Source organism: Streptomyces sp. 135, from assembly GCF_020026305.1.
GTDB lineage: Bacteria > Actinomycetota > Actinomycetes > Streptomycetales > Streptomycetaceae > Streptomyces.
The window spans coordinates 4,487,862-4,512,386 of record NZ_CP075691.1 but is presented as its reverse complement, the minus strand read 5'-3'; the positions used below and the strand labels follow the sequence as shown (position 1 = coordinate 4,512,386).

Annotated in this window: 19 protein-coding genes and 1 tRNA gene; 11 read left to right on the top strand and 9 right to left on the bottom strand. The window is 69.5% G+C overall.

Going from position 1 to position 24,525, the window contains the following annotated elements; genetic code table 11:
- The first annotated feature begins 218 nt into the window (after positions 1-218).
- The 7 genes from KKZ08_RS20285 to KKZ08_RS20255 all read left to right on the top strand — a co-directional run bounded on the left by KKZ08_RS20285 (position 219) and on the right by KKZ08_RS20255 (position 11,487).
- Positions 219-2,486, top strand: coding sequence for a (Fe-S)-binding protein (locus KKZ08_RS20285; protein ID WP_223775805.1), 2,268 nt, complete (start codon positions 219-221; stop codon positions 2,484-2,486).
- A gap of 552 nt (positions 2,487-3,038) precedes the next feature.
- Positions 3,039-4,004 carry a VCBS repeat-containing protein gene (locus tag KKZ08_RS20280; RefSeq protein ID WP_223775804.1) on the top strand — a complete coding sequence of 322 codons (966 nt, stop codon included), beginning with the start codon at positions 3,039-3,041 and terminating at the stop codon, positions 4,002-4,004.
- A gap of 130 nt (positions 4,005-4,134) precedes the next feature.
- On the top strand, positions 4,135-5,532 hold the full coding sequence (locus KKZ08_RS20275; protein WP_223775803.1) for an FG-GAP-like repeat-containing protein: 1,398 nt from the start codon (positions 4,135-4,137) through the stop codon (positions 5,530-5,532).
- 48 nt (positions 5,533-5,580) lie between these two features.
- The gene (locus KKZ08_RS20270; RefSeq protein WP_223775802.1) at positions 5,581-7,035 is read left to right on the top strand and encodes an FG-GAP repeat protein; all 1,455 of its coding nucleotides are present in this window, start codon (positions 5,581-5,583) and stop codon (positions 7,033-7,035) included.
- A gap of 343 nt (positions 7,036-7,378) precedes the next feature.
- Positions 7,379-8,779, top strand: coding sequence for an FG-GAP repeat protein (locus tag KKZ08_RS20265; RefSeq protein ID WP_223779123.1), 1,401 nt, complete (start codon positions 7,379-7,381; stop codon positions 8,777-8,779).
- A gap of 123 nt (positions 8,780-8,902) precedes the next feature.
- The gene (locus KKZ08_RS20260) at positions 8,903-10,375 is read left to right on the top strand and encodes an FG-GAP repeat protein (RefSeq protein WP_223775801.1); all 1,473 of its coding nucleotides are present in this window, start codon (positions 8,903-8,905) and stop codon (positions 10,373-10,375) included.
- Positions 10,376-10,515: 140 nt separating this feature from the next.
- A complete protein-coding gene (locus KKZ08_RS20255; RefSeq protein WP_223775800.1) occupies positions 10,516-11,487 on the top strand; it encodes a Yip1 family protein in 972 nt (323 codons plus the stop codon).
- Positions 11,488-11,561: 74 nt separating this feature from the next.
- Here KKZ08_RS20255 and KKZ08_RS20250 read toward each other — a convergent pair whose 3' ends face one another.
- From KKZ08_RS20250 to KKZ08_RS20240, 3 genes are all read right to left on the bottom strand, one after another.
- The gene (locus tag KKZ08_RS20250; protein ID WP_223775799.1) at positions 11,562-12,059 is read right to left on the bottom strand and encodes a phosphoribosyltransferase; all 498 of its coding nucleotides are present in this window, start codon (positions 12,057-12,059) and stop codon (positions 11,562-11,564) included.
- A gap of 8 nt (positions 12,060-12,067) precedes the next feature.
- Complete coding sequence (gene dcd, locus KKZ08_RS20245; RefSeq protein WP_223775798.1) at positions 12,068-12,643, bottom strand: dCTP deaminase; 576 nt, start codon at positions 12,641-12,643, stop codon at positions 12,068-12,070.
- Between the two features lie 127 nt (positions 12,644-12,770).
- The gene (locus tag KKZ08_RS20240; protein ID WP_223775797.1) at positions 12,771-12,929 is read right to left on the bottom strand and encodes a hypothetical protein; all 159 of its coding nucleotides are present in this window, start codon (positions 12,927-12,929) and stop codon (positions 12,771-12,773) included.
- A 289-nt stretch (positions 12,930-13,218) separates the two neighbouring features.
- On the opposite strand from KKZ08_RS20240, the gene KKZ08_RS20235 reads away from it, so the two are divergent.
- A tRNA-Gly gene (locus KKZ08_RS20235) sits at positions 13,219-13,292 on the top strand.
- A gap of 381 nt (positions 13,293-13,673) precedes the next feature.
- Here KKZ08_RS20235 and KKZ08_RS20230 read toward each other — a convergent pair.
- The 3 genes from KKZ08_RS20230 to KKZ08_RS20220 all read right to left on the bottom strand — a co-directional run bounded on the left by KKZ08_RS20230 (position 13,674) and on the right by KKZ08_RS20220 (position 17,932).
- Entirely contained in the window at positions 13,674-14,216 is a 543-nt protein-coding gene (locus tag KKZ08_RS20230) for a hypothetical protein (protein ID WP_223775796.1), read from the bottom strand.
- Positions 14,217-14,341: 125 nt separating this feature from the next.
- Positions 14,342-15,562: a helix-turn-helix domain-containing protein gene (locus tag KKZ08_RS20225; RefSeq protein ID WP_223775795.1), complete on the bottom strand. Its 1,221-nt coding sequence runs from the start codon at positions 15,560-15,562 to the stop codon at positions 14,342-14,344.
- Between the two features lie 1,302 nt (positions 15,563-16,864).
- A complete protein-coding gene (locus tag KKZ08_RS20220; RefSeq protein WP_223775794.1) occupies positions 16,865-17,932 on the bottom strand; it encodes a DUF262 domain-containing protein in 1,068 nt (355 codons plus the stop codon).
- A gap of 557 nt (positions 17,933-18,489) precedes the next feature.
- Between KKZ08_RS20220 and KKZ08_RS20215 the strand changes: the two genes are divergently transcribed.
- Together KKZ08_RS20215 and KKZ08_RS20210 are read left to right on the top strand one after the other, a co-directional pair.
- Positions 18,490-19,977, top strand: a complete 1,488-nt coding sequence (locus KKZ08_RS20215) for an FG-GAP-like repeat-containing protein (protein WP_223775793.1) — start codon at positions 18,490-18,492, stop codon at positions 19,975-19,977.
- 257 nt (positions 19,978-20,234) lie between these two features.
- A complete protein-coding gene (locus KKZ08_RS20210; protein ID WP_223775792.1) occupies positions 20,235-20,903 on the top strand; it encodes a DUF4232 domain-containing protein in 669 nt (222 codons plus the stop codon).
- Between the two features lie 83 nt (positions 20,904-20,986).
- On the opposite strand, the gene KKZ08_RS20205 is transcribed toward KKZ08_RS20210, so the two are convergent.
- Entirely contained in the window at positions 20,987-21,850 is an 864-nt protein-coding gene (locus tag KKZ08_RS20205; protein WP_223775791.1) for a helix-turn-helix transcriptional regulator, read from the bottom strand.
- 97 nt (positions 21,851-21,947) lie between these two features.
- Here KKZ08_RS20205 and KKZ08_RS20200 point away from each other — a divergent pair, with 97 nt between their 5' ends.
- Positions 21,948-22,748: an NAD(P)H-dependent oxidoreductase gene (locus tag KKZ08_RS20200; RefSeq protein WP_223775790.1), complete on the top strand. Its 801-nt coding sequence runs from the start codon at positions 21,948-21,950 to the stop codon at positions 22,746-22,748.
- 90 nt (positions 22,749-22,838) lie between these two features.
- On the opposite strand, the gene KKZ08_RS20195 is transcribed toward KKZ08_RS20200, so the two are convergent.
- The gene (locus tag KKZ08_RS20195; RefSeq protein ID WP_223775789.1) at positions 22,839-23,045 is read right to left on the bottom strand and encodes a hypothetical protein; all 207 of its coding nucleotides are present in this window, start codon (positions 23,043-23,045) and stop codon (positions 22,839-22,841) included.
- 76 nt (positions 23,046-23,121) lie between these two features.
- Complete coding sequence (locus KKZ08_RS20190; protein WP_223775788.1) at positions 23,122-24,480, bottom strand: MFS transporter; 1,359 nt, start codon at positions 24,478-24,480, stop codon at positions 23,122-23,124.
- Between the last annotated feature and the right edge of the window lie 45 nt (positions 24,481-24,525).

Sequence of the window (24,525 nt, the reverse complement as noted above, 5' to 3'; positions counted from 1 at the left end):
TCGGCGTTCGGCTGCGGGTCGCTTGCGGCTGGGCGCGCAGTTCCCCGCACCCCTAAAGGGGCGCGCCCTTTGGGGCGAGCGGCGCGGGAAGGGTTGCCTGAGCGACGCAGATCACCGGGTTGCTGGCTACAGTGCGGCGGAGTAAGTGGGTAGTCTCAGACGGACTGCATAAGTTACCGCTTAGTAATCACCACCTCGCAGGCCCGAGGAGCCCCCGAATGCAACTCGCCGCGATCATCGTGTCGCTGGTCCTGACCGTGGTCGGCGTAGCGCTGCTCGCTCGCGCCATCGGCCAGTTCGTCCGGTACTTCAAACTCGGACAGCCCGTGCCCGCCGGCCACCGGACCGACAACCCGTACCAGCGCAGCGTGACGCTGGTCAGGGAGTTCCTCGGTCACACCCGGATGAACCGGTGGGGCATCGTCGGCTTCGCCCACTGGTTCGTGGCCGTCGGCTTCCTGACGCTGCCGCCGACCATCGTCACCGCGTACGGCCAGCTCTTCCAGGCCGACTGGACGCTGCCGGTCCTCGGCGGCTTCCTGCCGTACGAGATGTACATCGAGTTCATCGGCGCCATGACCACCCTCGGCATCGCCGTGCTGATGGTCATCCGGCTGCTGAACCTGCCCTCGCGCCCGGGCCGCAAGTCCCGCTTCGCGGGCTCAAAGATGGGCCAGGCGTACTTCGTCGAGTACGTCATCCTCACCATCGGCCTGGCGATCTACGTCCTGCGCGGCCTCGAAGGCGCCCTGCACCACGTCGACCACTACGAGGCCGCGTACTTCGCCTCGTACCCGCTGGTCCTGCTCTTCAAGGGGCTCAGCGTCGCGACGCTGCAGACGCTCGTCTACCTCGCCGCCATGATCAAGCTCAGCACCACCATGATCTGGATGATCACGGTGAGCCTGAACACCAACATGGGCGTCGCCTGGCACCGCTTCCTCGCCTTCCCCAACATCTGGTTCAAGCGGGACGCGGACGGCTCCACCGCACTCGGCGAGCTCCAGCCGATGACCAGCGGCGGCAAGCCCATCGACTGGGAGGACCCGGGCGAGGACGACACCTTCGGCGTCTCCCAGGTCGAGCAGTTCTCCTGGAAGGGCCTGCTGGACTTCTCCACCTGCACCGAGTGCGGGCGCTGCCAGTCGCAGTGCCCTGCCTGGAACACCGGCAAGCCGCTCTCCCCGAAGCTCCTGATCATGTCGCTGCGCGACCACGCGCACGCCAAGGCGCCGTACCTGCTCGCGGGCGGCGGCAAGACCATGGAAGGCGAGGAGAAGGCGTCGGCCGAGCAGCTCGCCGATGTCCCCGCCGCCGCTCTCGCGGAGGCCGAGCGGCCGCTCATCGGCACCCTCGAAGAGAACGGCGTCATCGACCCGGACGTCCTGTGGTCCTGCACCACCTGCGGCGCCTGCGTCGAGCAGTGCCCGGTGGACATCGAGCACATCGACCACATCGTCGACATGCGCCGCTACCAGGTGATGATCGAGAGCGCGTTCCCGTCCGAGGCGGGCACGATGCTCAAGAACCTGGAGAAGAAGGGCAACCCCTGGGGGCTCGCCAAGAAGCAGCGCGTGGAGTGGACCAAGGAGGTCGACTTCGAGGTCCCGATCGTCGGCAAGGACGTCGAGGACCTCACCGAGGTCGACTACCTCTACTGGGTCGGCTGCGCGGGCGCCCTGGAGGACCGGGCCAAGAAGACCACCAAGGCCTTCGCGGAGCTGCTGCACATCGCGGGCGTCAAGTTCGCGATCATGGGCGGCGACGAGAAGTGCACCGGTGACTCCGCCCGCCGCCTCGGCAACGAGCCGCTGTTCCAGCAGCTCGGCCAGGAGAACGTCGCGATGCTGAACATGGCGTACGGCGAGGACGACGACGATCCGGAGACCAAGAAGCCGAAGTCGGCGAAGAAGATCGTCGCGACCTGCCCGCACTGCTTCAACACGATCGCCAACGAGTACCCGCAGCTCGGCGGTGACTTCGAGGTCATCCACCACACGCAGCTGCTCCAGCACCTCATCGACGAGGGCAAGCTGATCCCGGTGACGCCGGTCGAGGGTCTGATCACGTACCACGACCCCTGCTACCTGGGCCGCCACAACAAGGTCTACACGCCCCCGCGCGAGATCATGTCCGCCGTCCCCGGCCTCCGCCAGCAGGAGATGCACCGCCACAAGGAGCGCGGCTTCTGCTGCGGCGCCGGTGGTGCCCGGATGTGGATGGAGGAGCGGATCGGCAAGCGCATCAACACCGAGCGCGTCGACGAGGCGCTGTCCTTGAACCCGGACATCGTGTCGACCGCCTGCCCGTTCTGCCTGGTCATGCTGACCGACTCGGTCAACGGCAAGAAGAACGACGGCAAGGCGAAGGAGTCCCTCCAGGTCGTCGACGTCGCGCAGCTGCTGCTCGACTCGGTGAAGACGCCGGTCGACCCGGCGGGCGACGAGGAGTCGGCGGACGCGCCGGAGCCCGAGCCGGTCAAGTAACCGCCGCAGTACCGTGCCCAGGCCGGTTCCGCCCTTCGGGGCGGGACCGGCCTGACGCCTTTCGACCGAGGAGTCCCTATCCCTGAGATCCCTGAGGTCCCTGAGATCCCTGAGCGACAGCCGACGAGCCGGTGGGCGCGGTTTGGAGCGGCATGGGCCTGCGCCGCGTCCCTGCTCACCGGATGCGGTGTCCTCGGCCAGGGCGGCACGGACGACGAGGGCGGGCGGACGTTCGGGCGGCCGCCCGCGGGCAAGGCCGCCGAGGACCCCGCGCCGGGCGACTTCAACGGCGACGGGTACGACGACCTCGCCACCGTCCTGGTCTCCACCCGCAAGGACAAGGACGGCGACAAGCACCTGAGCAGCACGCTCACCGTCGTCTACGGCTCGGCGAAGGGCCTGCGCCCCGACTGGTCGCAGCGCCTGCCGGCGGGCACGAGCGACGGCAACACGGCGTTCGGACCGCTGCTGCGCGCCGACCTGGACGGTGACGGCTTCACCGATCTGGCCACCTATGCCGACGGCGACAAGTTCGCCCGGGGCACGTACGTCTTGTACGGCGGGCCGCGTGGCCTGTCCGGGCGCCGGCCCATCGAGGCGGAGGCGTTCCGGCCCGCCGCCGCGGGCGACTTCGACGGGGACGGCGCCGCGGATCTCTTCGACGGCAGGACGACGCTGTACGGCCCCTTCCGGCGCGGTGCCGGCACTGCCGCGCGCACGGCCACCGTCCCCGGCGGCCACACCGGCCCCCGGCAGGCCGTCGCGGGCGACTACGACGCCGACGGCCGTACGGACGTGGTCCTGACGTATCCGTTCAACGGCGACGACTACGAACAGAACGACGACCCGCCCACCGGCCGTCCTCCGCAGATCGACTATTACCAGGGCGGCCCCGGCGGGCTCAGGAACAGCGATCCCGTGCCGCCCGGCCTCGGCTCCATGGCCACCTATGAGGGACCGCGCCAGGGTGTGGCCGGGGATGTGGACGGTGACGGCGTCGACGACTTCGTGGCCAACGGCGAGCACCACGTCGAGGGCGCGGGTGCCCGGAGCAAGCTCACCGTCATCCACGGGTCGAAGGCGGGCCTCGGCCGCGCCAGGCCCCCCCGGGTCCTGACGGGGAGCGGCACCTGGTGGGGCAGCTCGCCGATGCTCGGCGACGTGACCGGCGACGAGAAGCCCGACCTGGTGGCGGCCCGGCCCGGCTTCAGCCTCACCGACACCGACCGGCTGCTCCTCTTCCCGGCGGGCGCGCGGGGGCCCGCCACGGAGGGGCAGCAGACCGTACGAGGGGACGACCCCGGCCTGCCCGGCGACCTGGAGGAGTTCAGCTTCGGGCCACTGGACCTGCTGGACGTGGACGGGGACGGCCGCCGGGACGTGATCGTCCACTCCCACAAGTACGGGCGTCCGTACGGGGACTTCGTGGTGCTGCGGGGTACGCCGAAGGGGTTCGTGCCGAAGGAGGCGCGGCACTTCACCTCCGACGACGTGGGGGTGCGGGTCGGCCGCCGCTGAGACAGCCCTGTTCACCCGGCGGTCACCGTGCCGCTTCCATCGCACAACCCTTCGTACGCCTCGCGAGTCACACACCCGGAAGCGAAGCCTTGCCCAAAGGCTCACTCTGAGCCCATTTCCGGGAGGACACGTGCGCGTAAGAAGCCTGGCGGTCACCGCCACCGTCGCGGCCCTCGCGGCGACGGGGCTGACGCTGCCGGTCGCGGGTCCGGCGAGCGCCGCCCCCTCCGCCCTGAAGGACGACTTCAACGGCGACGGCTACCGGGACCTCGCGATCGGCTCACCGCGCACCAACTCCGTCACCGTCACCTATGGTTCGGCGTCGGGCGTCGCCCCCGAGCGGGCCACCACCCTCACCCAGGACTCCACCGGGATGCCCGGCGTGACCGAGCCCGAGGACGAGTTCGGCGAGAACGTCACCACCGGGGACGTGAACCGTGACGGCTACGCCGACCTGATCGTCGGCGCCCCCGGTGAGCAGGCCGAGGGCAGGCCCTCCGGTTCCCTGACCATCCTCTGGGGCGGCAAGGGCGGCTTCACCTCCGGCGGCGTCGCCGTGAACGCGCCGGACAGCACGGCGGGCCGCTTCGGCGAGGCCACCACCTGGGCCGACGTCGACGGCGACGGCGCCGCGCAGCTGGCCGTGATCAGCGGCGACAACTGGTGGTTCTACGGCGACGACGGCGACCTCAGCCGCCCGCTCGGCCTGGAGTTCGACTTCCTCCCCGAGGGCGTCCGCCTGGCGGGCATGGTCGCGGGCAACTTCCGGCACAGGGACGGCATCGGCTTCGTCCTGTACGGCGAGCGCGCGGACGGCGGCGCCTACACCGCCCACATGAGCGGCGGCCCGGGCGACTACGGCTACGGCGCCGAGGTCATCGCCGAGGGCGACGACCCCACCGCCACCCGGGACGCGGCCACCGCCGGTGACGTCGACGGCGACGGCTACGCCGACCTCATCACCGGCAACTCCCGCGCCGGGGGAGGCGGCAAGGGCGGTTCGGTCACCGTACGGCTCGGCGGCGCGGCGAAGTTCGGTGCGCCGGTGACGTACGACCAGGACAGCCCCGGCGTACCCGGCGCCGACGAGGCCGACGACCGCTTCGGCGCGTCCGTCTCCGCGGGCGACGTGACCGGCGACGGCCTCCCCGACCTCGCGGTGGGCGCGCCCGGCGAGAGCGTCGGCACGGTGGCCGGCACCGGCAGCGTCACGCTCCTGACCTCCTCCGGCGGCTCCTTCGCCGCGGGCAAGGCCTGGCACCAGGAGACCGCGGGTGTGCCCGGCGTCGCCGAGCCGGGCGACCACTTCGGTACGTCCGTACGCCTCAAGGACATCAACAAGAACGGCAGGGCGGACCTGGCCACCGGCGCGACCGGCGAGGACATCGGCACGACGCGGGACGTCGGCGCCGTCTGGGTCCTGCGCGGCACGGCGACGGGCCTGACCTCGTCATACGCCGCCTCCTTCAACGGCGAGGACTTCGGCGTCGGCGCAGTGGACGCGGGCTTCGGCCACACGCTGCGCTGACACCGGCGCCTTGCCACCTTTCCCTCTCATCCGGCTGGAGACCTCTCAGTGACTCAGTACGTGCGCACGGCCGCGCGCAACAAGCTCATGGCGGCGGGCGCGCTGTGCGCCGCCACCGCCCTCGGCCTGACCGGCCTGACGGCGGGCAGCGCCGCCGCCGCCCCCGCGAAGCCGCGGGCCGACTACAACGGCGACGGCTACGCGGACCTCGCGGTCGGCGTGCCCGGCGCCACGGTCGGCGGCCAGGCCAAGGCCGGTTACGTCAGCGTGGTCTGGGGCGGCGTGAACGGCCTCGGCGGCCACGGCTCGACGACGGTCAGCCAGTCCACCGCGGGCGTGCCCGGCACGGCCGAGGCGGGCGACGAGTTCGGCAAGGCCGTCGACTCGAACGACATGAACGGCGACGGCTACGCCGACCTGGTCGTCGGCGCCCCCGGCGAGGACATGGGCACCGCCGCGAACGCGGGCAGCGTCGCGGTCGTGTGGGGCTCCGCGAGCGGCTTCAAGGGCGGCTTCACCGCGGTCTCCGGGAGCGACGAGTCCCGCGGCTTCGGCAGAATCCTCACCACCGGCGACTTCGACAAGGACGGCGACAAGGACATCGCCCTCAATACGCACAGCGACGAGACGAGTTCGCTCGCGATGCGGCCGGGACCCTTCACCGCGGGCTCGCCCGCCGCGTTGTCCCGGATCGACGGCTGGCACTTCGCTGGCCCGACCGTCGTCACCAGCGGCGACTTCGACGGTGACGGCGGGGACGACATCGCCCTGGCATACGGCGGCGGGGAGTCCAACGGCACCAGGGTGCTCAGCCGGGCGTCCGGCGAGTGGGAGCCGATCTGGGGCACCGGTGAGACCAGCCGCACCGCTCTGGCCGCCGGTGACTTCGACGGCGACGGCACCACCGACCTGGCCATCGGCGGTGTCCAGCCCAACCCTGAGTCCGAGGGCCCCGCCGCCTGCGAGGACCGGCTCGGCGGCGCCGTCCTCACCGTGTACGGCAAGAAGGGCGGCAAGCTCGGTGACGGCGGTGACTCCTGCACCACGCAGAGCAGCCCGTCGGTCGGCGGTGACGCGGAGGCCGACGACAACTTCGGCGCCCACCTGGCATCAGCCGACGTCGACCGGGACGGCATCGACGAGCTGATCGTCGGCGCCGACACGGAGGCGATCGGCACCGCCAAGAGCGCGGGCGCCTACTGGGTCCTCGCCTCGCTCGGCACCGGTGAGGCGTTCGTGGGCCCCTCCTTCAACCAGAACTCCACCGACGTGGCGGGCACCGCCGAGGCCGACGACCGCCTCGGCGCGGCCGTCACCACCGGCGACTACAACGGTGACGGCTACCCGGACCACGCGGTCGGCGCGCCGGGCGAGGACGGCAAGGGCGGCGTCTGGTACGCCCCGACCCCCAAGGACGGCCCGAACCCGCCGGTCACCTCGGTGACGCCGGGCAAGCTGGGACTCTCGGGTGTCACGCAGTACGGGGCCGTGCTGGGCCGGTAGACCGCCGGCGGCGTCACCGAACCCACGACCTCACGCGCCGGGCGGACCGGAGCTTCTCCCCTCCGCCCGGCATTTCCCTTTCCCACCAAACCCGGCAACCTCTGCCAACTCCCCGCCCCCATACAACCCTTGCCCTCCTCCGACGGTCTCCCCTTCGTCGACCACAGCGTGACGTCAGGGCCAATGCCCGGTGAACGCGCTGGTTCCGCAGCCCATTTGACCGCGGGTGCCCGCCAGGCATCCCCGCATGCCGCAGGAGAATCGCATGGCCAAGCACAAGCGCACCACCGACGCCGGACCCGGCCGCATACGCCTCGCGGCGGCCACGGCCGTCGCCGCCGCGATGTCCGGCGGACTGCTCGCCGCCACGGCGGGCACCGCCTCGGCCGCGCCCGCCGGCGCCACCCAGCCCGACGCCGACTTCAACGGCGACGGCGCCGCCGACCTCGCCACCTCCGCCTCGGGCGCCCACGTCGCCGGCAAGGACCGGGCGGGCCAGGTCACCGTGACGTACGGCGGCGCCGAGCGGCACCACACCACGTACAGCCAGGACAGCCCCGGCGTGCCCGGCTCCGCCGAGAAGGGTGACGGCTTCGGCGTCGACAGCGCGTACGGCGACTTCAACCGCGACGGGTACGACGACCTCGCGGTGGCCGCGATGGGCGAGGACGTCGGCTCCGACGTCGACGGCGGCACCGTACAGATCCTGTGGGGCTCGAAGAACGGCCTGTCCGGCGGCACCACGCTGAAGGACCCGCGCCCCACCAAGCACGACTTCTTCGGCGGTCCCATCCAGGCGGGCGACTTCGACGGCGACGGCAAGGACGACCTCGCCATCGGCTCCCGCTCGGGCGCGGCCACCATCGACGTGTACGAGGGCGGCTTCACCCGCGCCGGCGGCACCGGCAAGCACTACACCGTCACGCCGCCCATCCACAGCGGTGAGGGCGCGGGCCCGTTCAACCTGCACTCCGGTGACATCAACGGCGACGGCAAGGACGACCTGATCGTCGACGGCTACTCCGTCGCCGGCGGCGACAACGCGAACCTCTGGCTGCCCGGCAGCGCGAACGGCGTCACCACGACCGGCGTTCAGCGGCTCCCCGGCGGCGTCATCACCGACGTGGGCGACACGAACAGCGACGGGTACGGCGACATCGTCATCGGCATGACGTGGGACGACGGCATCGACGGCGCCCACAAGGGCGGCACCGTCTACGTCGTCAAGGGCAAGTCCACCGGCCCCTACGGCGGCAGCCAGGTGATCACCCAGGACACCGAGGGCGTGCCCGGCGCGGGCGAGAAGGGCGACTCGTTCGGCAACGAGCTGGACCTCGGCGACATCAACGGCGACGGCCACCTCGACCTCGTCGTGGGCACCCCCGGCGAGGACCTGGACGGTGTCTCCGACGCGGGTTCCGTCACCGTCATCTACGGCGCCACGGACGGCTCCGGCCTCTCCACGGCGGGCTCCGTCCTGCTCAGCCAGAACACCCCGGGCGTCCCGAACTCCAACGAGACGAACGACTTCTTCGGCTCGGACGTCCACATCGACGACCTCGACGACGACGGCCGCGGCGACATCGCGGTGGGCGCGGCCGGCGAGAATTCCGACAACGGCGCCCTCTACCTCCTGGACTCCAAGGCGGACGGCACGCTGTCCGGCGGGGCGGGCGTCTACACCTCCACGGTGGGCATCTCCGCCAAGGGCACCCCGAACTTCGGCTACAACTTCGCGGACTGACCTCCCCCCTGCCATGACCGCCGGGCCCGCACACCACGCGCGGGCCCGGTCGTCATCGTCCCCGGCGGCCCTCAGGGAACCGCCTCGGGCCTGAGACTCGACCACGCAAGAACTGGAGCCTCCGTGCGCACACGCATACGCACACGCACCCTCGCCCTCGCCGCGGCCACCACGCTGGCCGCCACCGGCCTGGCCCTCCCCCTCACGGCCACCGCGGCCTCCGCCGCGCCCTCCGAACGCCCGCCCCTGACCAGTGACTTCGACGGCGACGGCTACGCGGACCTCGCCGTCGGCGTGCCCTCCGGCACCGTCGACGGCAAGGCGCGGGCCGGCTACGTCAGCGTCGTCTTCGGCGGCGCTGACGGCCCGGGCTCCGGCGGCGTACGCCGCATCACCCAGGCCACCGTCGAGGTGCCCGGCACCCCCGAGACCGGTGACCTCTTCGGCGGCGCGGTCACCACCGCGCACGTGGACGACGACAAGTACGCCGACCTCGTCATCGGAGCCCCCGGCGAGGACATCGACGGCAAGGCGGACGCGGGCTCCGTCACCGTCCTGTACGGCACCGGTGACGGCTTCGCCCTGGCCGACACCGCCGCCCGCGGCGAGAAGGCCGGCGACGCGTACGGCATGTCGCTGGCCGCCGCCGACTTCACCGGCGACACCGACGTCGACCTGGCGATCGGCGGCAAGGACAAGGTCGTCGCCAACCTCAACCCGTTCGCGGCACGCACCGAGCCCGTCATGGCCGACCGCATGGGCGGCCGCGCCCCTGTCATGACGACCGGCGACTTCGACTCCGACGGCCGTCCCGAGCTGGCCATCGCGTACTACACGCAGAACCAGCCCTACACGCAGTCCCACATCCAGCTCTACAGCTACAACACGGACGTGTCCCGGTTCACCGGGTACTGGAACAGCGACAACGGCGCCGCGAACGCGCTGGCCGCCGGCGACTTCAACGGCGACGGCCACGACGACCTCGCACTCGGCAACTGCCGCGAGATAGCCGACGAGAACATCGACGATCCCTGCGGCCCGGAGCGGTTCGCCAAGGGCGGCGGCATCCACATCCACTACGGGAGCAGCCGCGGGCTCATATGGGAGGGCCAGACCCTCAACCAGGACACCCCGGGCGTGCCCGGCGTCGCCGAGACGGGTGACGACTTCGGCAACGCCCTCGCCGCCGCCGACATCGACGGCGACGGCAAGGACGACCTGATCGCGGGCGCCCCCGGCGAGGCCATCGGCAGCGCGGCCCGCGCGGGGAGCGTCACGGTCCTCAAGGGCGGCGCGAAGGGCATCCTCGACGCGTCGGGGGCGGCGAGCGCGGTCGCGTACCAGCAGGACTCCCCCGGCATCCCCGGCGTCGCGGAGAAGGGCGACGCGTTCGGCACGGCCCTCCTCACCGCCGACCACGACGGCGACGGCCGCCCCGACCTGTCCGTCGCGGCACCGGGCGAGAACGCCTCGGCGGGCGGCGTCTGGGAGCTGCCCTCCGTGACGGCGTCCGGCGTCACGGCCATCACGCCGAAGTCCATCGGCCTGCCCGCCTCTTCACACCCGTACGCGTACGGAGCGGTCCTGGCCCGCTGAGCGGCCTGGTCCGCGCCGCCGCGGCCGGCCCGTGGCGACCCCTGCGGGATTCCCTTAGGGGTTGTCACAGGTCGGCCGCAAAGCCTCTCTCCTCCCAAGGAGGGACGACCGCACTCCGTAAGACCAGGTACGTTCGATTCGTGGCTGGATTCAGGATCGGACGCGGCCGGGACAACCGCGCCCCGCGACCGCAACAACAACCGCGGCAGCAGCCGTACGGACAGCAGGCCCCCCAAGGGCAGCAGCAGCCGTACGGCTACCCACCCGCGCCGCCGAACCCGCAGCAGTACGGCGGCGGCGCACCCCAGTACGGCGGTGCCGGCCCCCAGTACGGAGGCGGTGGCCCGCAGCCCGGCAGAGGAGGCGGCCAGCAGTGGCCGCAGGCCGGCGGCGGTCACGGCGAGCCGGAGTACTTCGGCGGCCCGGGCGACCAGGGCCACGCCCCCCAGGGCGGCTACGACCCGTACGCGGCCAACAACCCCGGGCACACCCAGGCCTTCTCCATCGGCGAGGACCCCTACAACCAGGGCGACACCTACCGCGCGGGCCAGGCCCCCGCGGCGCCGATCGGACCGCGCCTGCACTGGAAGGACCTGCTGCGCGGCATCGTGCTGCGCCCGGGCCCGACCTTCCTCCAGATGCGGGACTACGCGATGTGGGCTCCGGCCGTCGTCGTCACGTTCCTCTACGGCCTGCTGGCGATCTTCGGCTTCGACGACGCCCGCTCCGACGCGATCAACGCCACGCTCTCGGCGGCGGTCCCGTACGTCCTCACCACCGGCGTCGCGATCACCATCAGCGCCTTCGTCCTCGGAGTGGTCACGCACACCCTGGCCCGCCAGCTCGGCGGTGACGGCGCCTGGCAGCCGACGGTCGGCCTCTCCATGCTGATCATGTCGCTGACGGACGCGCCGCGGGTGATCGTGGCGATGTTCTTCGGCGGCGGCCAGCCCTTCGTCCAGCTGCTCGGCTGGGCGACCTGGATCGCGGCGGGCGCGCTGCTGACGACCATGGTGAGCAAGTCCCACGACCTGCCGTGGCCGAAGGCGCTCGGCGCGGCCTCGATCCAGCTGTTGGCGATCCTGTCGATCGTCAAGCTGGGCACGTTCTAGCGGCGCCGCGACGAGGCAAGGGCCCGGCGGACTGAACGTCCACCGGGCCCTTCCTCATAAACGTACGACCCCGGTCAGGCGTCGAGAACCTGACCGGCCCGCTTCACTACGGGCGGCTCGACGCTCCACGGGAAGTTGATCCACTCATCGGTGCGCTTCCACACGTACTCGCACTTCACGAGCGAGTGCGACTTCTCATAGATGACGGCGGACCGCACCTCGGCGACATGGTCGAGACAGAAGTCGTGCACGAGCTTCAGCGTCTTGCCGGTGTCGGCGACGTCATCGGCGATCAGCACCTTCTTGTCGGTGAAGTCGATGACGTTGGGCACGGGCGCGAGCATGACGGGCATCTCGAGCGTGGTCCCGACGCCCGTGTAGAACTCCACGTTCACGAGGTGGATGTTCTTGCAGTCGAGCGCGTACGCGAGCCCGCCGGCGACGAAGACACCGCCGCGCGCGATGGAGATGATGACATCCGGCTGGTACCCGTCATCGGCGATGGTCTGCGCGAGCTCGCGCACGGCGCCGCCGAACTTCTCGTACGTAAGGTTCTCGCGTACGTCACTCATGCTGGATGTCACACCTGTGTCCGATGGAAATTGAGGAAGGACCGGGAGGCGGTCGGCCCGCGCTGCCCCTGGTAACGCGACCCGTACCGCTCCGAGCCGTAGGGCTCCTCGGCGGGCGAGGTCAGCCGGAACAGGCAGAGCTGCCCGATCTTCATGCCCGGCCAGAGCTTGATCGGCAGGGTCGCCAGATTCGACAGCTCCAGGGTCACGTGCCCCGAGAACCCGGGGTCGATGAACCCTGCGGTGGAGTGCGTGACGAGCCCGAGCCGCCCGAGGCTGGACTTGCCCTCCAGCCGGCTGGCGAGATCATCGGGAAGGCCGACGACCTCGTACGTGGAGGCCAGCACGAACTCCCCGGGGTGGAGGATGAACGGTTCGTCGCCCTCGGGCTCCACGAGCCGCGTCAGGTCGGCCTGCTCCACGGAGGGGTCGATGTGGGGGTAGCGGTGATTCTCGAACACCCGGAAGTAGCGGTCCAGCCGCACATCGATGCTCGAGGGCTGCACCATGGATTCGTCGTACGGGTCGATCCGTACCCGTCCGGAGTCGATCTCGGCCCGGATGTCCTTGTCTGAGAGAAGCACGCACCGAGGATACGCAGAGCGCGCGGGCCCGCCACAATCTCATGGACGGCAAGCCCCGCGCGCCCTGTGCTGTTACCGCTGTTACTGCCGTTACTGCTTGCTACCGCTGTGACTGCCGTTACTGCCGTTACTGCTTCTGCAAGGCCACCGGCACGGCGTGCCGGAGCCGGGCGCAGCGCGGACACCGGATGAGCCGGCCGGGCCCGAGCCGGTCGGCCTGCTGCATCGGGAACGACGCGGTGCTGAACACGTGCCCTTCGGCACATCGGACGACGGTGCGCTCCATCAAGTCCTCGAGTCCCTTCCCCAAAGCCGTGTGTGAACTCGTACGCCTGAGACCCGTTTCCGAGCCGACGACGAAAGCCCACATTACGGTACGAAAGGGGCGCCATTTCAAGCGGCACGACCAGAGGCGCGGCCCATCGACGGTCCGCCCACGGTACGCCCCAACTCCCTCCCGCCGCACGGCGCATCCACGTCCCGGACAGCGGGCGGGCCCCGCGGCGGGGGCGCCGGGGGCCGGTGATGAGGTAGAGTGTGCGACGGTACGCAACCGCTTCTGGCGGTGCGTTTTCGCGGGTGTAGTTTAGTGGTAGAACATCAGCTTCCCAAGCTGAGAGTGCGAGTTCGATTCTCGTCACCCGCTCCACGAAGAAGGCCCAGGTCATCGACCCGGGCCTTTTTGCTGTCCATCATGATCAGTTGTCGCGTGCCAGATTCGCGTCGGAACACTGATCGTCCGGTTTGTCCGGCGAGTGTCGCCGGGCGCGCACCGGCTCATCGCACCGAACCGTAAACCTCAGCGCTTGGACGTCGATGCCCCAGCGGCGGAGCCCGGCCAGCTCCTCGGGCTGGAGTGAACAGCTTCGTCGGGCGGTGCCCGAACCTCTAGCCCGCACCGACCATGGCATCACGACTCATCGCCTACTTAGGCCTGCGCAAACGCCTCGGAGCCGGTCCACGCATGCACCACACCACTGATGTCCAGCAATAAGAGCTGCCCACGGCGGCGTGCCGTTGGGAGCGACGTCTACCCCCTCACCACTGCCTCTCCCCCACCGGCGTGCCACCCGAGGTCGATGACGGCCGCCACGGCCGCGGGTTCGCAGAGGTCGCCCTCGAAGCGCGGGCGCACGAGCCAGTACGTGCCGGGGGGCCCTGTGCGGTCGAGCCCGGGTACGCCGAGGTAGGTGCCGCTGCTCAGGCGCGGTGCGCTGTCCTGGTGCTGCCACGCGCGCGCACGGGACGGCTTCGTCAGGGCGTAGTAACTGCCGCCCAGCGTGCGGCCGTCGTAGATGACAGGTCCCACGACGATCCGGGCGAGGCGGGCGGCGGCCTCCTGCGGGGCGGTGGCACCCACGGCTGCCTGCACCAGCGCCTCGGGAAGGCGGACCGCGTCGAACCGGCTTCCGAGCGGCAGCAGCGCCACACCGGATTCCTTCCACTCCCAGAAGGCATGCTCGGGGGCGGACTGACTGTGCGCGAACCACGCGCTCAGTGCCGTCACCGGGACTGAGGCTGGGGCCAGGGCTGTGCTTTCCGCGGTCGGCGTCCGGTCCGCGTTGTCGGCCATGTCGACTCCTTGGTGGTCGGCCATGCCCCGGGGCCGGACGTGTGCCTGCCTCGGGACGTTGTCTTCCACATGGAATCGTTCTTTCACACAGCGTGACAGGGACGTCGCGTCCTACTTTCGCGACGCTATTCGGCGACTCCCAGGGATTCCGCCAAGGGCCGTAGACCCGGCGGGTGGTTGGGGAGCGCCCACAGGTCACGCACGATGGCCACGGCCAAGGTGTGGTGCTGCATCCACGTGGGCGCCACGCGGTGCAGTGACTCCAGGGCCTTCACCGCGCCGGCCGCGTCGCCGAGGTCGGTGTGCGCCCGGGCCACATCCAACAGCAGCCACGTCCTCCAAGAGGCGGGCACTTCCTTGCCCAGGCGCATGCCCTTGGCCAGCGCCAAGGCTTCCTGCGGGTGGCCGTACTGCACGGCCAGCCGGACGCGCTCGATGCGTACCGATGACGGGCTGAACACGCTGACCATGCGGCTGTCGCTGCCAGGCGGCAGCTTGGCCACACGGGCGGCCTCTTCCTCGGCGTGCGCCATCAAGGCGGCTGCCCGCTCGTAGTCGTTGCTGCGCGCGGCCGATGTGGCCGCGGACATGGTCAGCGCACCCCAGACCTTCAGGCCGTCGGCGGTGTTCGTGTGGCCACCGTCCGCGGTGGCATCCGCGGCATGCAGGGCAATGCTCAGGGCATCGTCGAGCCGGCCCTGCCGCTGATACGTCCACGCAACGGAGTTGACGACTATGGGACGCAGCAAGGGATCACCGCAGCGATCCGCTGCGTCGATGGCCCGCTCCAGGCTGATCAAAGCGAGGTCGGTCTTTCCCATCCGTACGGCGACGTGCCCAGCGAGCTGCAGTGCCTTGCCCAGCGCCGCGAAACCGGCACCCTGGGCATCACCGTCGCCGTCGCCCAGGACGGTGGCCGCGCGCGCATCCGAGATCATGTCGGGCAGCGCCTTCATCACCGTGTCGAACTCGGCCGCGTGGTACTGAGTCCAGCCCTCCGCGACCTGCTCGCGCAGGACAGCGAGCGAGAAGCCGGGCCCAGGCGACTGCGGCTCCGGGCCCCCGAGCGCAGGCATGATGGCGCGCCGCACCGCCACGAAGCGTGGCCCGTCGTTCTCCCCGGTGGAGGAGACGGCAGGTGGGTCTCCAAGCAGCGTCGTCAGTTCCACGCCGAGACCATTCGCCAACGCGTGCAGCGTGGGCAGACGCGCCGAATGCTTCCGCCGCTGCTCAAGCTGCCGGATCACATCCACGCACACGCCCGAGCGCTCGGCCAAGTCCTCCTGTGTCAATGAGGCCAGACGGCGCAGGCGCCGGAGAGTCCGCCCCAAGTCATCGTTCGCCACGTAATCAAGGTACGCCGCCCCTCCAGGGCAAGCCGCTACAGGTCACGCAGACACGACGACCACCAAGTGGGCCGCCACTGCCCCGAAACCGGACGAGACGGGCTGTGCTCCTGCGGATTGGAATCACCCGAGGGCAGTCAACCCCCAGGGAGACACCGGCTGTTGAGCCTCATCAGACCGATTGAGTTACAACTTCCTCCACTGCTTTCAAGGCAGCTCGCTCCGCTCTCCACTCGCGGCCCAGCCGACCACCGGGCCTGTGCTCCTGCCTGTCCCGCTCCGCCGGCTGCCCGCACCGCGCGGCATCAGCGAAATACTCGTCGTGGCTTGCTACACCGATCTCTCACAAGGTCAAGAATCAGTAATAACCCAGTTCCGGGGCAGGCCACTCCTGTCGCGCAATACCACTGGAGAGCGCAATCTACCAGCGCCCTGGACAGCTTTTTGCAAAGCCACCTGCGGGTCCTTTGTCACGCTAAGCGCGCGCTGTACCGTCTCTCGCCGCTCAACATGCCCTCTCGGCTCATCGTCGAGAAATCTAATCTCTAAAGCGTCCGAAATTTTCACCTTACCAGCCAAGATTTCGGCGTCTCCGTCTCGGAGCATCCTCGCAGCTCTACTCGCAATTACATCGAACCCAAGAGCGATAGAGACCGCTTGGGTGCAGAAGTCCAGCAAATTTTGCGGCTGTACGTTAGCTTCCGGATTATGCGCAGCGGTGTGACGAAGACGCATAGCTTGATCGTACGCCGACTTCAATGGCAGGCTACCCGCGCCACAGCGGCTCGCTACGCGTGATATTTCGTTCCATGCATCCTGAGCGTTGAACGCAGTGAGAATACTTGCAATCTCTGAACTGCTCACATTCGACCCTAGGTACCCTAGGCTGTAGCGGCTTAGCTGCAGTGGACCTCCAGCAGTACTAGCCACGTGGCTAGCAGCAGCCTGCAACAAAGCCAAAGCGTCTTCGCCCGAGTTTTTAGCCATCTCCGCTCGAGCTCGAGCAGCCTTCATTGCACCCATCGTGGCAGCTTCCCGCAGGAGTGCAGGGAGATCAGAGAATGGGACCACTGTTCTACTGACAAGATCGAGCAGTTCGCCGGTTCGGGCGCGAATGAAATCCTCCAGAGAGGTGAACGCAACAACCATTAGGCCGTTCCTCAGCAGCTTGGCCCTGTCGTTGTGCTCAGCATCGGTCAGTAAACGGTCGATCAAAATCGGATCACTGGCCGCCTTCTGTATTGCCTCAACCCTGCGAAGCAAAGCATCATGACAAAACATTACTGGAGCCTCGACCTCTCCCTAGAAGGACGAGACCAGGTCCCAGACCTTGTCAATTCTATATTGCACACGTGAAGCGGTGTTAGTGGATACCCTGACAGAATTGTCGAACTGCGGATCCGTGAACAAAGCGCGCGTACCCTGCAGAACCTCACTCTTCCTTGAAATCATTGAGGCAATACGCCGTTCGTCGGCCAGCGTCACAGCGACCATTTGCGCGTCGAACATGCCTGCCAGCATCTGGTCGCGCCAGCCCTGACCGTCTGGCCGCTTGAAAGCGTACTCTCCCCAGACTGCTTCACAAGAGTCAAGAGCCCTTTTGAACTGAGATCTCAAGCTACCGATTTGGCTCTTCTTGATCCCAGCGTTACGCTCCATGAAGGCATCCATGGAATGGCGATAGTCACCAGAGAAGCTCTGCCACTCCTCGGCAAGAACAAAGTACCGAAGAACGAACTCGGCATCGGTCATAAGATTATAGGCCGACGATTTATTGTCCCGGATCTTAAGCTGCCTGCGAAGGAAGGGGGCTTCCGCCAACTCCATAATAAGATCATTCAGTGCGCCCCGATAGATGACGTTTCTAATCTCTTGCGCATTGAGCGGCTCGCCACCCGAGTTCAGACGATGGAATACCTCGTATTTAGTCGACCGGTCGGATTGCCTAAGGATCGTGATGGCGCGAATATACGGGCGAACGGTGAGTGAGTTCTGAAGCTGACTAGGAAGTTCCGAGAATTTCAGCCCGCTAATTTCATCGAACCTGTCAAGAGGACTTAGAGGGAATCGATCGGTCATGAAATCACGGATGGCTGTAATGCGCTGCTTCCCGTCGATCACCGAGTAGCTTCCATAATCGTCCTCCGACAGGTAGACGGGAGGAACTGGCACATTGAGCAAAAAGGATTCAATGAGCGCAGATTGGCGACGAACATCCCAACGCTCACGCCTTTGAAACTGAGGAGATACATCGATGGCTCCAGTCTGCGCCATCTGAGAAACTGTCTCCAGCGACAGATCGGACGCCTGAATTACGAGCGCATTCTGGGCGGATTTGAATTTTTCAACAATTTCCACTTCACTCGCCACTAAACTCTCCTTGGTCAGTCATGCTGCATGTGCAGTCAGCCAATTCTGCCCCACCTGCGGTTCGACTCGCTGCCCTTACCTCCAAAGTTGAGGCGACTACCCGCCTGGCAACGCTGACCAACAACGGCGGACGAGCGCGAACGTCTGTGGCCATCAGTGCAGGTATGCGCCACTCCGACCCAAGGCAGTGCCTCCCCCACTCAAGGTGCTTCGAGACGAAAAAGTCCGTGTACAAGGGCTCGTCACCACGGTTCCGAGGACGGGTGTCACGCTCTCATCACCTCGCGGCCCCGCAGTATGCCGCTGGCCTGCGGCTTCATGGCGCTCACCGGCGTCGATCCGGCATGAGAGCCCTCACCCTGCTCGCCCCGAGCGGCGCCGGACGCCTGAATCGCGTGTGACTCAGCTGCGCCCTGGGGCCTGCCTCATGTGTCAGCAAGGACCTGGCGCGTCGAAGCAGCGGGGGAAGGCGCTGGGGTGCTGGCGTGTCTGGACGTACAACCTTTCGTCCGGCGTACGTGTCATGGGGACACCTGTTTTTCGATCAAGGAGTTCCGTTGCGTAGAGCAGTCACGGCGGCCGCCGTGCTCACCGCTTCCGTCGCCGCCACCCTCAGCCCGGTGACGTCGTCTGCCGCCGCACCCTACAAGGGGGCCAACACGGCGGCCGTGCAGGACGACTTCAACGGTGACGGATACCGCGACCTGGCCATCGGAGCTCCGGGTGCCGCCAATGGGACGGTGGAGGAGGCCGGTTCGGTCGTCGTGCTCTATGGCTCCGCGTCCTCGGTGAGCACCACCCGCCGCACGGTCATCACCCAGGCGACCACCGACATCCCCGGCGCCGCCGAGGAGTCCGACCTTTTCGGGAGGACGGTGAGCAGCGCCGACCTGGACCGGGACGGTTATGCCGACCTGCTCGTCGGCGCCCCGGGCGAGGACGTCGACGAGGCCGAGTCGCGGGGCTCCGTGACCGTGGTGTGGGGCGGACCGAGCGGACTGAAGGGCGGCACGACCATCGCCCCTCCGGCCAAGTACGGGGAAGGCAGGACCTACTGTCGATTCGGCATGTCCATCGCCACCGGCGACATGAACGGTGACGGTGCCCCGGAGGTCGGCATCGGCTCCGGCTGCAGTCCCGCCTCCTACAGCGGCCCCTTCACCCGCACTGGCCAGGCCGCCGCCCGCTACCTGGAGTGGCGGAAGAACGCTCGTGGCGTGGTGATGGGGGATGTGAACGGCGACGGCAGGGCCGAGCGCTTCTACCTGGCCGGTCCCACCGATGGCGACATCCGGGGACCGGTGACCCTCGACGAGGGAGCCCCCGACTCCGAGGACCCGTCCGTCAACCAGGGCATCGAGCTGCCGGACGCCGACGGCCATGCGGGGCAGATCGGCGACATCAACGGCGACGGTTACGGCGACCTCGTCACCGGCATCGGGGGCGACGACTCCCACTTCAACGCACCCACCCCTGCGGCCCACCGTGGCGGCGAGATCCAGGTTCTCTATGGCGGTGCCCAAGGCATCACCGCCGGGCAGAAGCCGAAGGTCTTCCACCAAGGCACGGCGGGCGTCCCCGGCGCCGCAGAGTGGGGTGACTGGTTCGGCCAGTCCCTGAGCGTCGGTGACGTCGACGCCGACGGATACGCCGACGTCCTGGTCGGCTCGCCCGAGGAAGCGGTCGGGTCGCTCGCCTCGGCAGGCACCGCTGTCCTGCTGCACGGCTCCGCCTCCGGCCTGACGACGGCCAAGGCGGCCGGTTACAGCCAGAACACCGGGGGCGTACCCGGCACCGCGGAGGCCGGCGACGGGTTCGGCGCCGCCGTCCACCTCGCCGACCTGAACAAGGACGGCAAGGCGGAGACGGTCGTCGGCGCCCCCACGGAGAACTCCGACGGCTGCTTCTGGATCGCCCGCGGCTCGACGTCCGGCCCCCTCCTGAACGGCTCCGTCAACCTGTGTGGCAAGGCCGCCGGCATCGCCGTACGCGGCATGAATGGCTACTTCGGCGCCGCCCTGAGCAGCCCTCACGTGGAGAACTGATGCAGGCCGAGTCTGATGGGGCATGTCTGCGTCCTGGACACCGCCCTTCCTAGGGGGCCCTCCACACCACTCACTCCCGCCGAACCTCCTTCGCCGTCAGCAGGGCTGGAAGGACGGCAGCGGGACGTGAGCCGGGCGGCAGGGGGACGTGAGCGGGGTGCGGGAGGGTTGGGGATGTCAGCAGGTCAGCGCGGTCGCCGAGCGGTCGGGGTGGGCTTGTTTCGGCGCTTTCCGTATCGACTTCCGGGGGAACTCCCATGCGTACTTTCCGCAGCCGCACCACCGTCCTCGCCACCGCCGGCGCCGCCGTCTTCGCCCTCTCCCTCACCGCCTGCGGCGGTGACGGCTCGGGGGTGCGGTCCGCCGGGGCCGCTTCGGGTGACACCACCGTCACGGTGTCCTCATCGAAGTCGGCGGGGTCGTCGGACGTGGTGGGGGCCGCCAAGGGCTCGGACGGGTCGGTCGCGCGGGGCGCGAAGAGTGGTGGGGCCGGGGCCTCCGCCGCCGCCCCCGTCTGCACCACCAAGGACGTCTCCGTCAGTGCCACCCGCCACGGTGGTCCGCCGTACACCCACATCGTCCTCACCGCCGAGAACACCTCGGGCCGCAGCTGTGCGATGACCGGCTTCCCGGAGATCCAGTTCCTGGAGAGCCACCGCGAGAACGTGCCGCCGGTCGCCAAGAGCAAGCCCGCCGCGCCCGTCGTCCTCAAGGCCGGTGCCCCCGCCTACGCCCTCGTGAAGCTGTCGGACGGCGGGGCGCATGAGGACAACGAGGTCGTCACCGACTTCTCCGTGACGTTGCAGGGCGGTGGCGGCATGACCGCCGTCGCGGCTCCGGGCAAGGGCGGCATCGCCGTGGACCCGGCGAAGTGGGCGACCGGCTACTGGACGTACGAGCTGCGCAACGGTGCCGACGACTTCTGAGAGTCGTCCTCGGGGCGGGCGCTGAGCAGGGCGGGTGTTGAGTTGGGCGGGTGTTGCGTTGGGCGGGTGCTGAGCAGGCCGTACTAAGAGTTCGGGCTCGTGGCCAGGTCGGCCAGCGCCGCCGCCTCCTCCGTGCCCTCCTCCGCGCCGAACACATGCACCACCAGGCCGGGTTCGCCGGGCGCCGCCGGGACGTGGAGGCTCTCGAAGTCCAGGGTGAGGATGCCGGTCCGCGGGTGGCGCAGGCGTTTGCTGCCCGAGGCGCACATCACCACCTCCCCGCTGTCCCAGATGCGGCGGAACTCCGCGCTGCGCAGCATCAGTTCGGCTATGAGTGCGTCCAGTTCCGCGTCGTCCGGGTAGCGGCCCGCCGCCACCCGGAGCTGGCCCACGGCCTCCGCCGCCCGGTCGGTCCAGTCCGGGTGCACGTCGCGGGAGGCGGGGTCGAGGAAGACGTAGCGCGCGTTGTTGCGGTCGCGGCGGGCCGGGTCGGCGAGGCCGCCGAGGAGTTCGGCGCCGAGGGCGTTCCAGGCGACGACGTCCAGGCGGTGGTCGGTCGCGAAGGCCGGGAAACCGTCGGCCACGGCATCCAGGACGCGCCGCAGCAGCGGGCTGACCCTGGCCTCCGGCGCCGGGCCGCGTTCGGCGCCGGCGAGCGTGGTGAGGTGCGTACGTTCCGCCGTGTCCAGGGTGAGCGCTCGGGCCAGGGCGTCGAGCACTTCGGGGGACGGCTGGGTGGCGCGGCCCTGTTCGAGGCGTACGTAATAGTCGACGCTGATGCCGGCCAGCTGGGCCAGCTCCTCGCGCCGCAGGCCGCGTACCCGGCGGCGGGTGCCGCCCGGGAGACCGACGTGTTCCGGGGTGACCCGGGCCCTGCGGGCGCGCAGGAAGCCGCCCAGTTCCCGGCCCGTGTCTCTCCCGTCGCCCTGCGTCGCGCCACTGTCCATGGACCCCAGTATGGGTGGGACCGCCGGTACCAGGATTGCCGTTCCGCCGTCGCGCAGGGGGCTGGTCGGCGGTGCCCGGGCGGGAGAGCGTGGCGTCATGAACGCCAAGAAGGTCCTCGTCGTCAGCGCCCACCCCGAACCCCTGTCCCTCAATGCCGTCCTGGCCGACTTCGCCGTCGGCCATCTGCGCGCCGCCGGGCACGAGGTGCGGGTGTCCGATCTGTACGCGATGAAGTGGAAGGCCACGGTCGACGCCGATGACTACGAGGGCCCGGATGCCGGGTCCCGGCTGCGCGTGATGGCGGCTTCGCAGGAGGCCACCCTCGGCGGGCGGCTGACGCCCGATGTCGCGGCGGAGCAGGAGAAGGTGCGGTGGGCGGACGCGGTGGTGCTTCAGTTCCCGCTGTGGTGGTTCTCCGCGCCCGCGATCCTGAAGGGCTGGATCGACCGGGTCTTCACGGCCGGGTTCGCCTACGGGGCCGCCGTGCCGCCGCCGTACAGCGAGGGGGTCCTCGCGGGGCGGCGGGCGCTGGTGTCGGTGACGGCGGGGGCGCGCGAGACGTCGTTCTCGGACCGGGGCATCCACGGCGAGATGGCGGATGTGCTGTATCCGATCCAGCACGGCCTGTTCTGGTTCACGGGCATGGCGCCGCTCCCGCCGTTCGCCGTGTGCGGTGCCAACGAGCTGTCCGAGGAGCGGTTCGCGGCGGTACGGGAGGCGTACGCGGCGCGGCTCGACGGGCTGTTCACGGACGAGACGGTGCCGTTCCGTTCGCTCGTCGGCGGTGACTACGACCATGACATGCGGCTGCTGCCGGGGGTGGAGGAGCCGGGGGTCGGCGGGTTCGCGCTGCACCGCCGCCCCGGGCCGGCCCTTGTCCCTGTCCCGAGGGCTTGAGATCTGGTCCCCTTGCCCCGGGGGCTTGAGAACTGGTCCCCTTGCCCCGGGGGCTTGAGAACTGGTCCCCTTGTCCCTGGGCCTTGAGAGCTAGTCCCCGGAATTGTCGCTGCCGCCGCGGCCCTTCTTCGTGGCCGCGTTCTTGGTGGCCGCGGCGGCCAACTCGGCGGCCACGGTGGTGGCTTTGGCCACCCCGTGGACCCAGCGCGGGCCGCCCCGCGCCGCCCACACGACGGCGCCGAGGCCCGCCGCCGCGATCAGCACCCCCATGCTGAGCAGCAACACCATCATCGACATCCCCACCCCACCTGACGCGGGTCTCCGTAGAGCCCTTCGTTCGGGCCCCGATCATCTCAGACCCATGGGCAGAGCTTCACTGGTCCGTGGCGGTCCGCCTGGCCGGGAAGCCGTGGGTGCGGGAGATGACGACCACGAGCAGCACCGGGACCAGGAGCAGCAGGATCGTCCAGGGGAAGGCCGAGGTGCCGGCGAGGCCGAGGAGGACTCCGCCGATGACGCCGCCCGCCGCCATGGCCACGTTCCAGAGGGTGACCAGCATGGCCTGGGCCGCGTCCGCCGCGTCGCCGCCCGCGTCACCGGCGGCGGTCTGGAGGAGGGTGGGAGCGCCGCCCCAGCCGAGGCCCCAGAGGGTCACGGCGGCGTATACGAGCGCCGGGCTGTCGGAGAGCGTCGCCAGCACGGCCGCCGCCACGCCGACCAGGAGCACGGCGGCGAGGGTGAGCGCGCGCAGCCTGCGGTGGATCAGGGTGCCGACGATCCAGATGCTGAGCAGGGACGCGGCGCCGAAGACCAGGAGGACGAGGTCGGTGGAGCCGCCCATGCCGAGGCCGTCGAGGTACGTCGCGATGTACGTGTAGAGAACCGTGTGCGCGAGGACGAAGACCAGGGTGACGAAGAGGACCGGTGTCACGCCGGGTACGCGCAGCGCGCGCAGCATCGGCGGGGTCGCCCCGCGCGGCCGGCCGGGGTAGTCGGGCACGAGGGCCGCGATCCAGGCCAGGAGGCCCACCGTGAGGCCGGTCATCACGAGGAACGCCACCTGCCAGCTGAGCAGTTTCCCGAGGTAGGTGCCCGCCGGGACGCCGAGCGAGAGCGCCACCGGGATGCCCGCCATGGCGATGGCGATCGCCTTGCCCTGGAGGTGGACGGGCGCCATGCGGCGGGCGTACCCGGCGAGCAGCGCCCAGGCCAGGCCCGCGGCCACGCCCGCGATGAAACGGGCGGCCATCGTGAGGATGTAGTCGCCCGAGACCGCCGTGACGGTGTTCGCGGCGGCGAAGCCGGCCATCGCCATCAGGAGGAGCCGCTTGCGCCGCCAGCCCGCGGTGGCCGCGGTGAGCGGTATCGCGGTGAGGGCGGTACCGACGGCGTAGATCGTGACGGTCTGGCCGGTCGCGGACTCGCTGACGCCGAGGTCGGCGCTCATCGCGGGCAGCAGGCCCGCGGGCAGTGTCTCGGTGAGGCTGGTGATGAAGACGGCGGTGGCCAGGGCGAGGAGGGCGGCCAGGGGGAGTTTTTGGGGGTGCGGGTCGGGGGGTGGGGTGGCGGTTGTGGGGGGTGGGGTGGCGGTTGTGGGGGGTGGGGTGGTTGTGGGGTTGTGGGTGGCTGCGGGGTGCGCGGCTGCCGGAGTTGTGGGTGCGGGGTGCGTGGTTGCCGGGTGCGTGGCTGCGGGGTGTGCGGGTGCTGTGGGTGTGTGGTCTGTGGTGGTCATGGTGGTGACTCTGCTCGTGAGGGCTTCGGGAGTGCTGATGGTTCG

What these genes read in the sequence shown, in the direction of transcription:
- KKZ08_RS20240 (WP_223775797.1), bottom strand. Translation starts at nt 12,929, where the DNA reads ATGGAGCGCACCGTCGTCCGATGTGCCGAAGGGCACGTGTTCAGCACC.
- KKZ08_RS20195 (WP_223775789.1), bottom strand. Translation starts at nt 23,045, where the DNA reads ATGTCGATGATGGTGTTGCTGCTCAGCATGGGGGTGCTGATCGCGGCG.
- KKZ08_RS20285 (WP_223775805.1), top strand. Translation starts at nt 219, where the DNA reads ATGCAACTCGCCGCGATCATCGTGTCGCTGGTCCTGACCGTGGTCGGC.
- KKZ08_RS20265 (WP_223779123.1), top strand. Translation starts at nt 7,379, where the DNA reads ATGTCCGGCGGACTGCTCGCCGCCACGGCGGGCACCGCCTCGGCCGCG.
- KKZ08_RS20210 (WP_223775792.1), top strand. Translation starts at nt 20,235, where the DNA reads ATGCGTACTTTCCGCAGCCGCACCACCGTCCTCGCCACCGCCGGCGCC.
- KKZ08_RS20200 (WP_223775790.1), top strand. Translation starts at nt 21,948, where the DNA reads ATGAACGCCAAGAAGGTCCTCGTCGTCAGCGCCCACCCCGAACCCCTG.
- KKZ08_RS20205 (WP_223775791.1), bottom strand. Translation starts at nt 21,850, where the DNA reads ATGGACAGTGGCGCGACGCAGGGCGACGGGAGAGACACGGGCCGGGAA.
- KKZ08_RS20230 (WP_223775796.1), bottom strand. Translation starts at nt 14,216, where the DNA reads ATGGCCGACAACGCGGACCGGACGCCGACCGCGGAAAGCACAGCCCTG.
- KKZ08_RS20190 (WP_223775788.1), bottom strand. Translation starts at nt 24,480, where the DNA reads ATGACCACCACAGACCACACACCCACAGCACCCGCACACCCCGCAGCC.
- KKZ08_RS20250 (WP_223775799.1), bottom strand. Translation starts at nt 12,059, where the DNA reads ATGAGTGACGTACGCGAGAACCTTACGTACGAGAAGTTCGGCGGCGCC.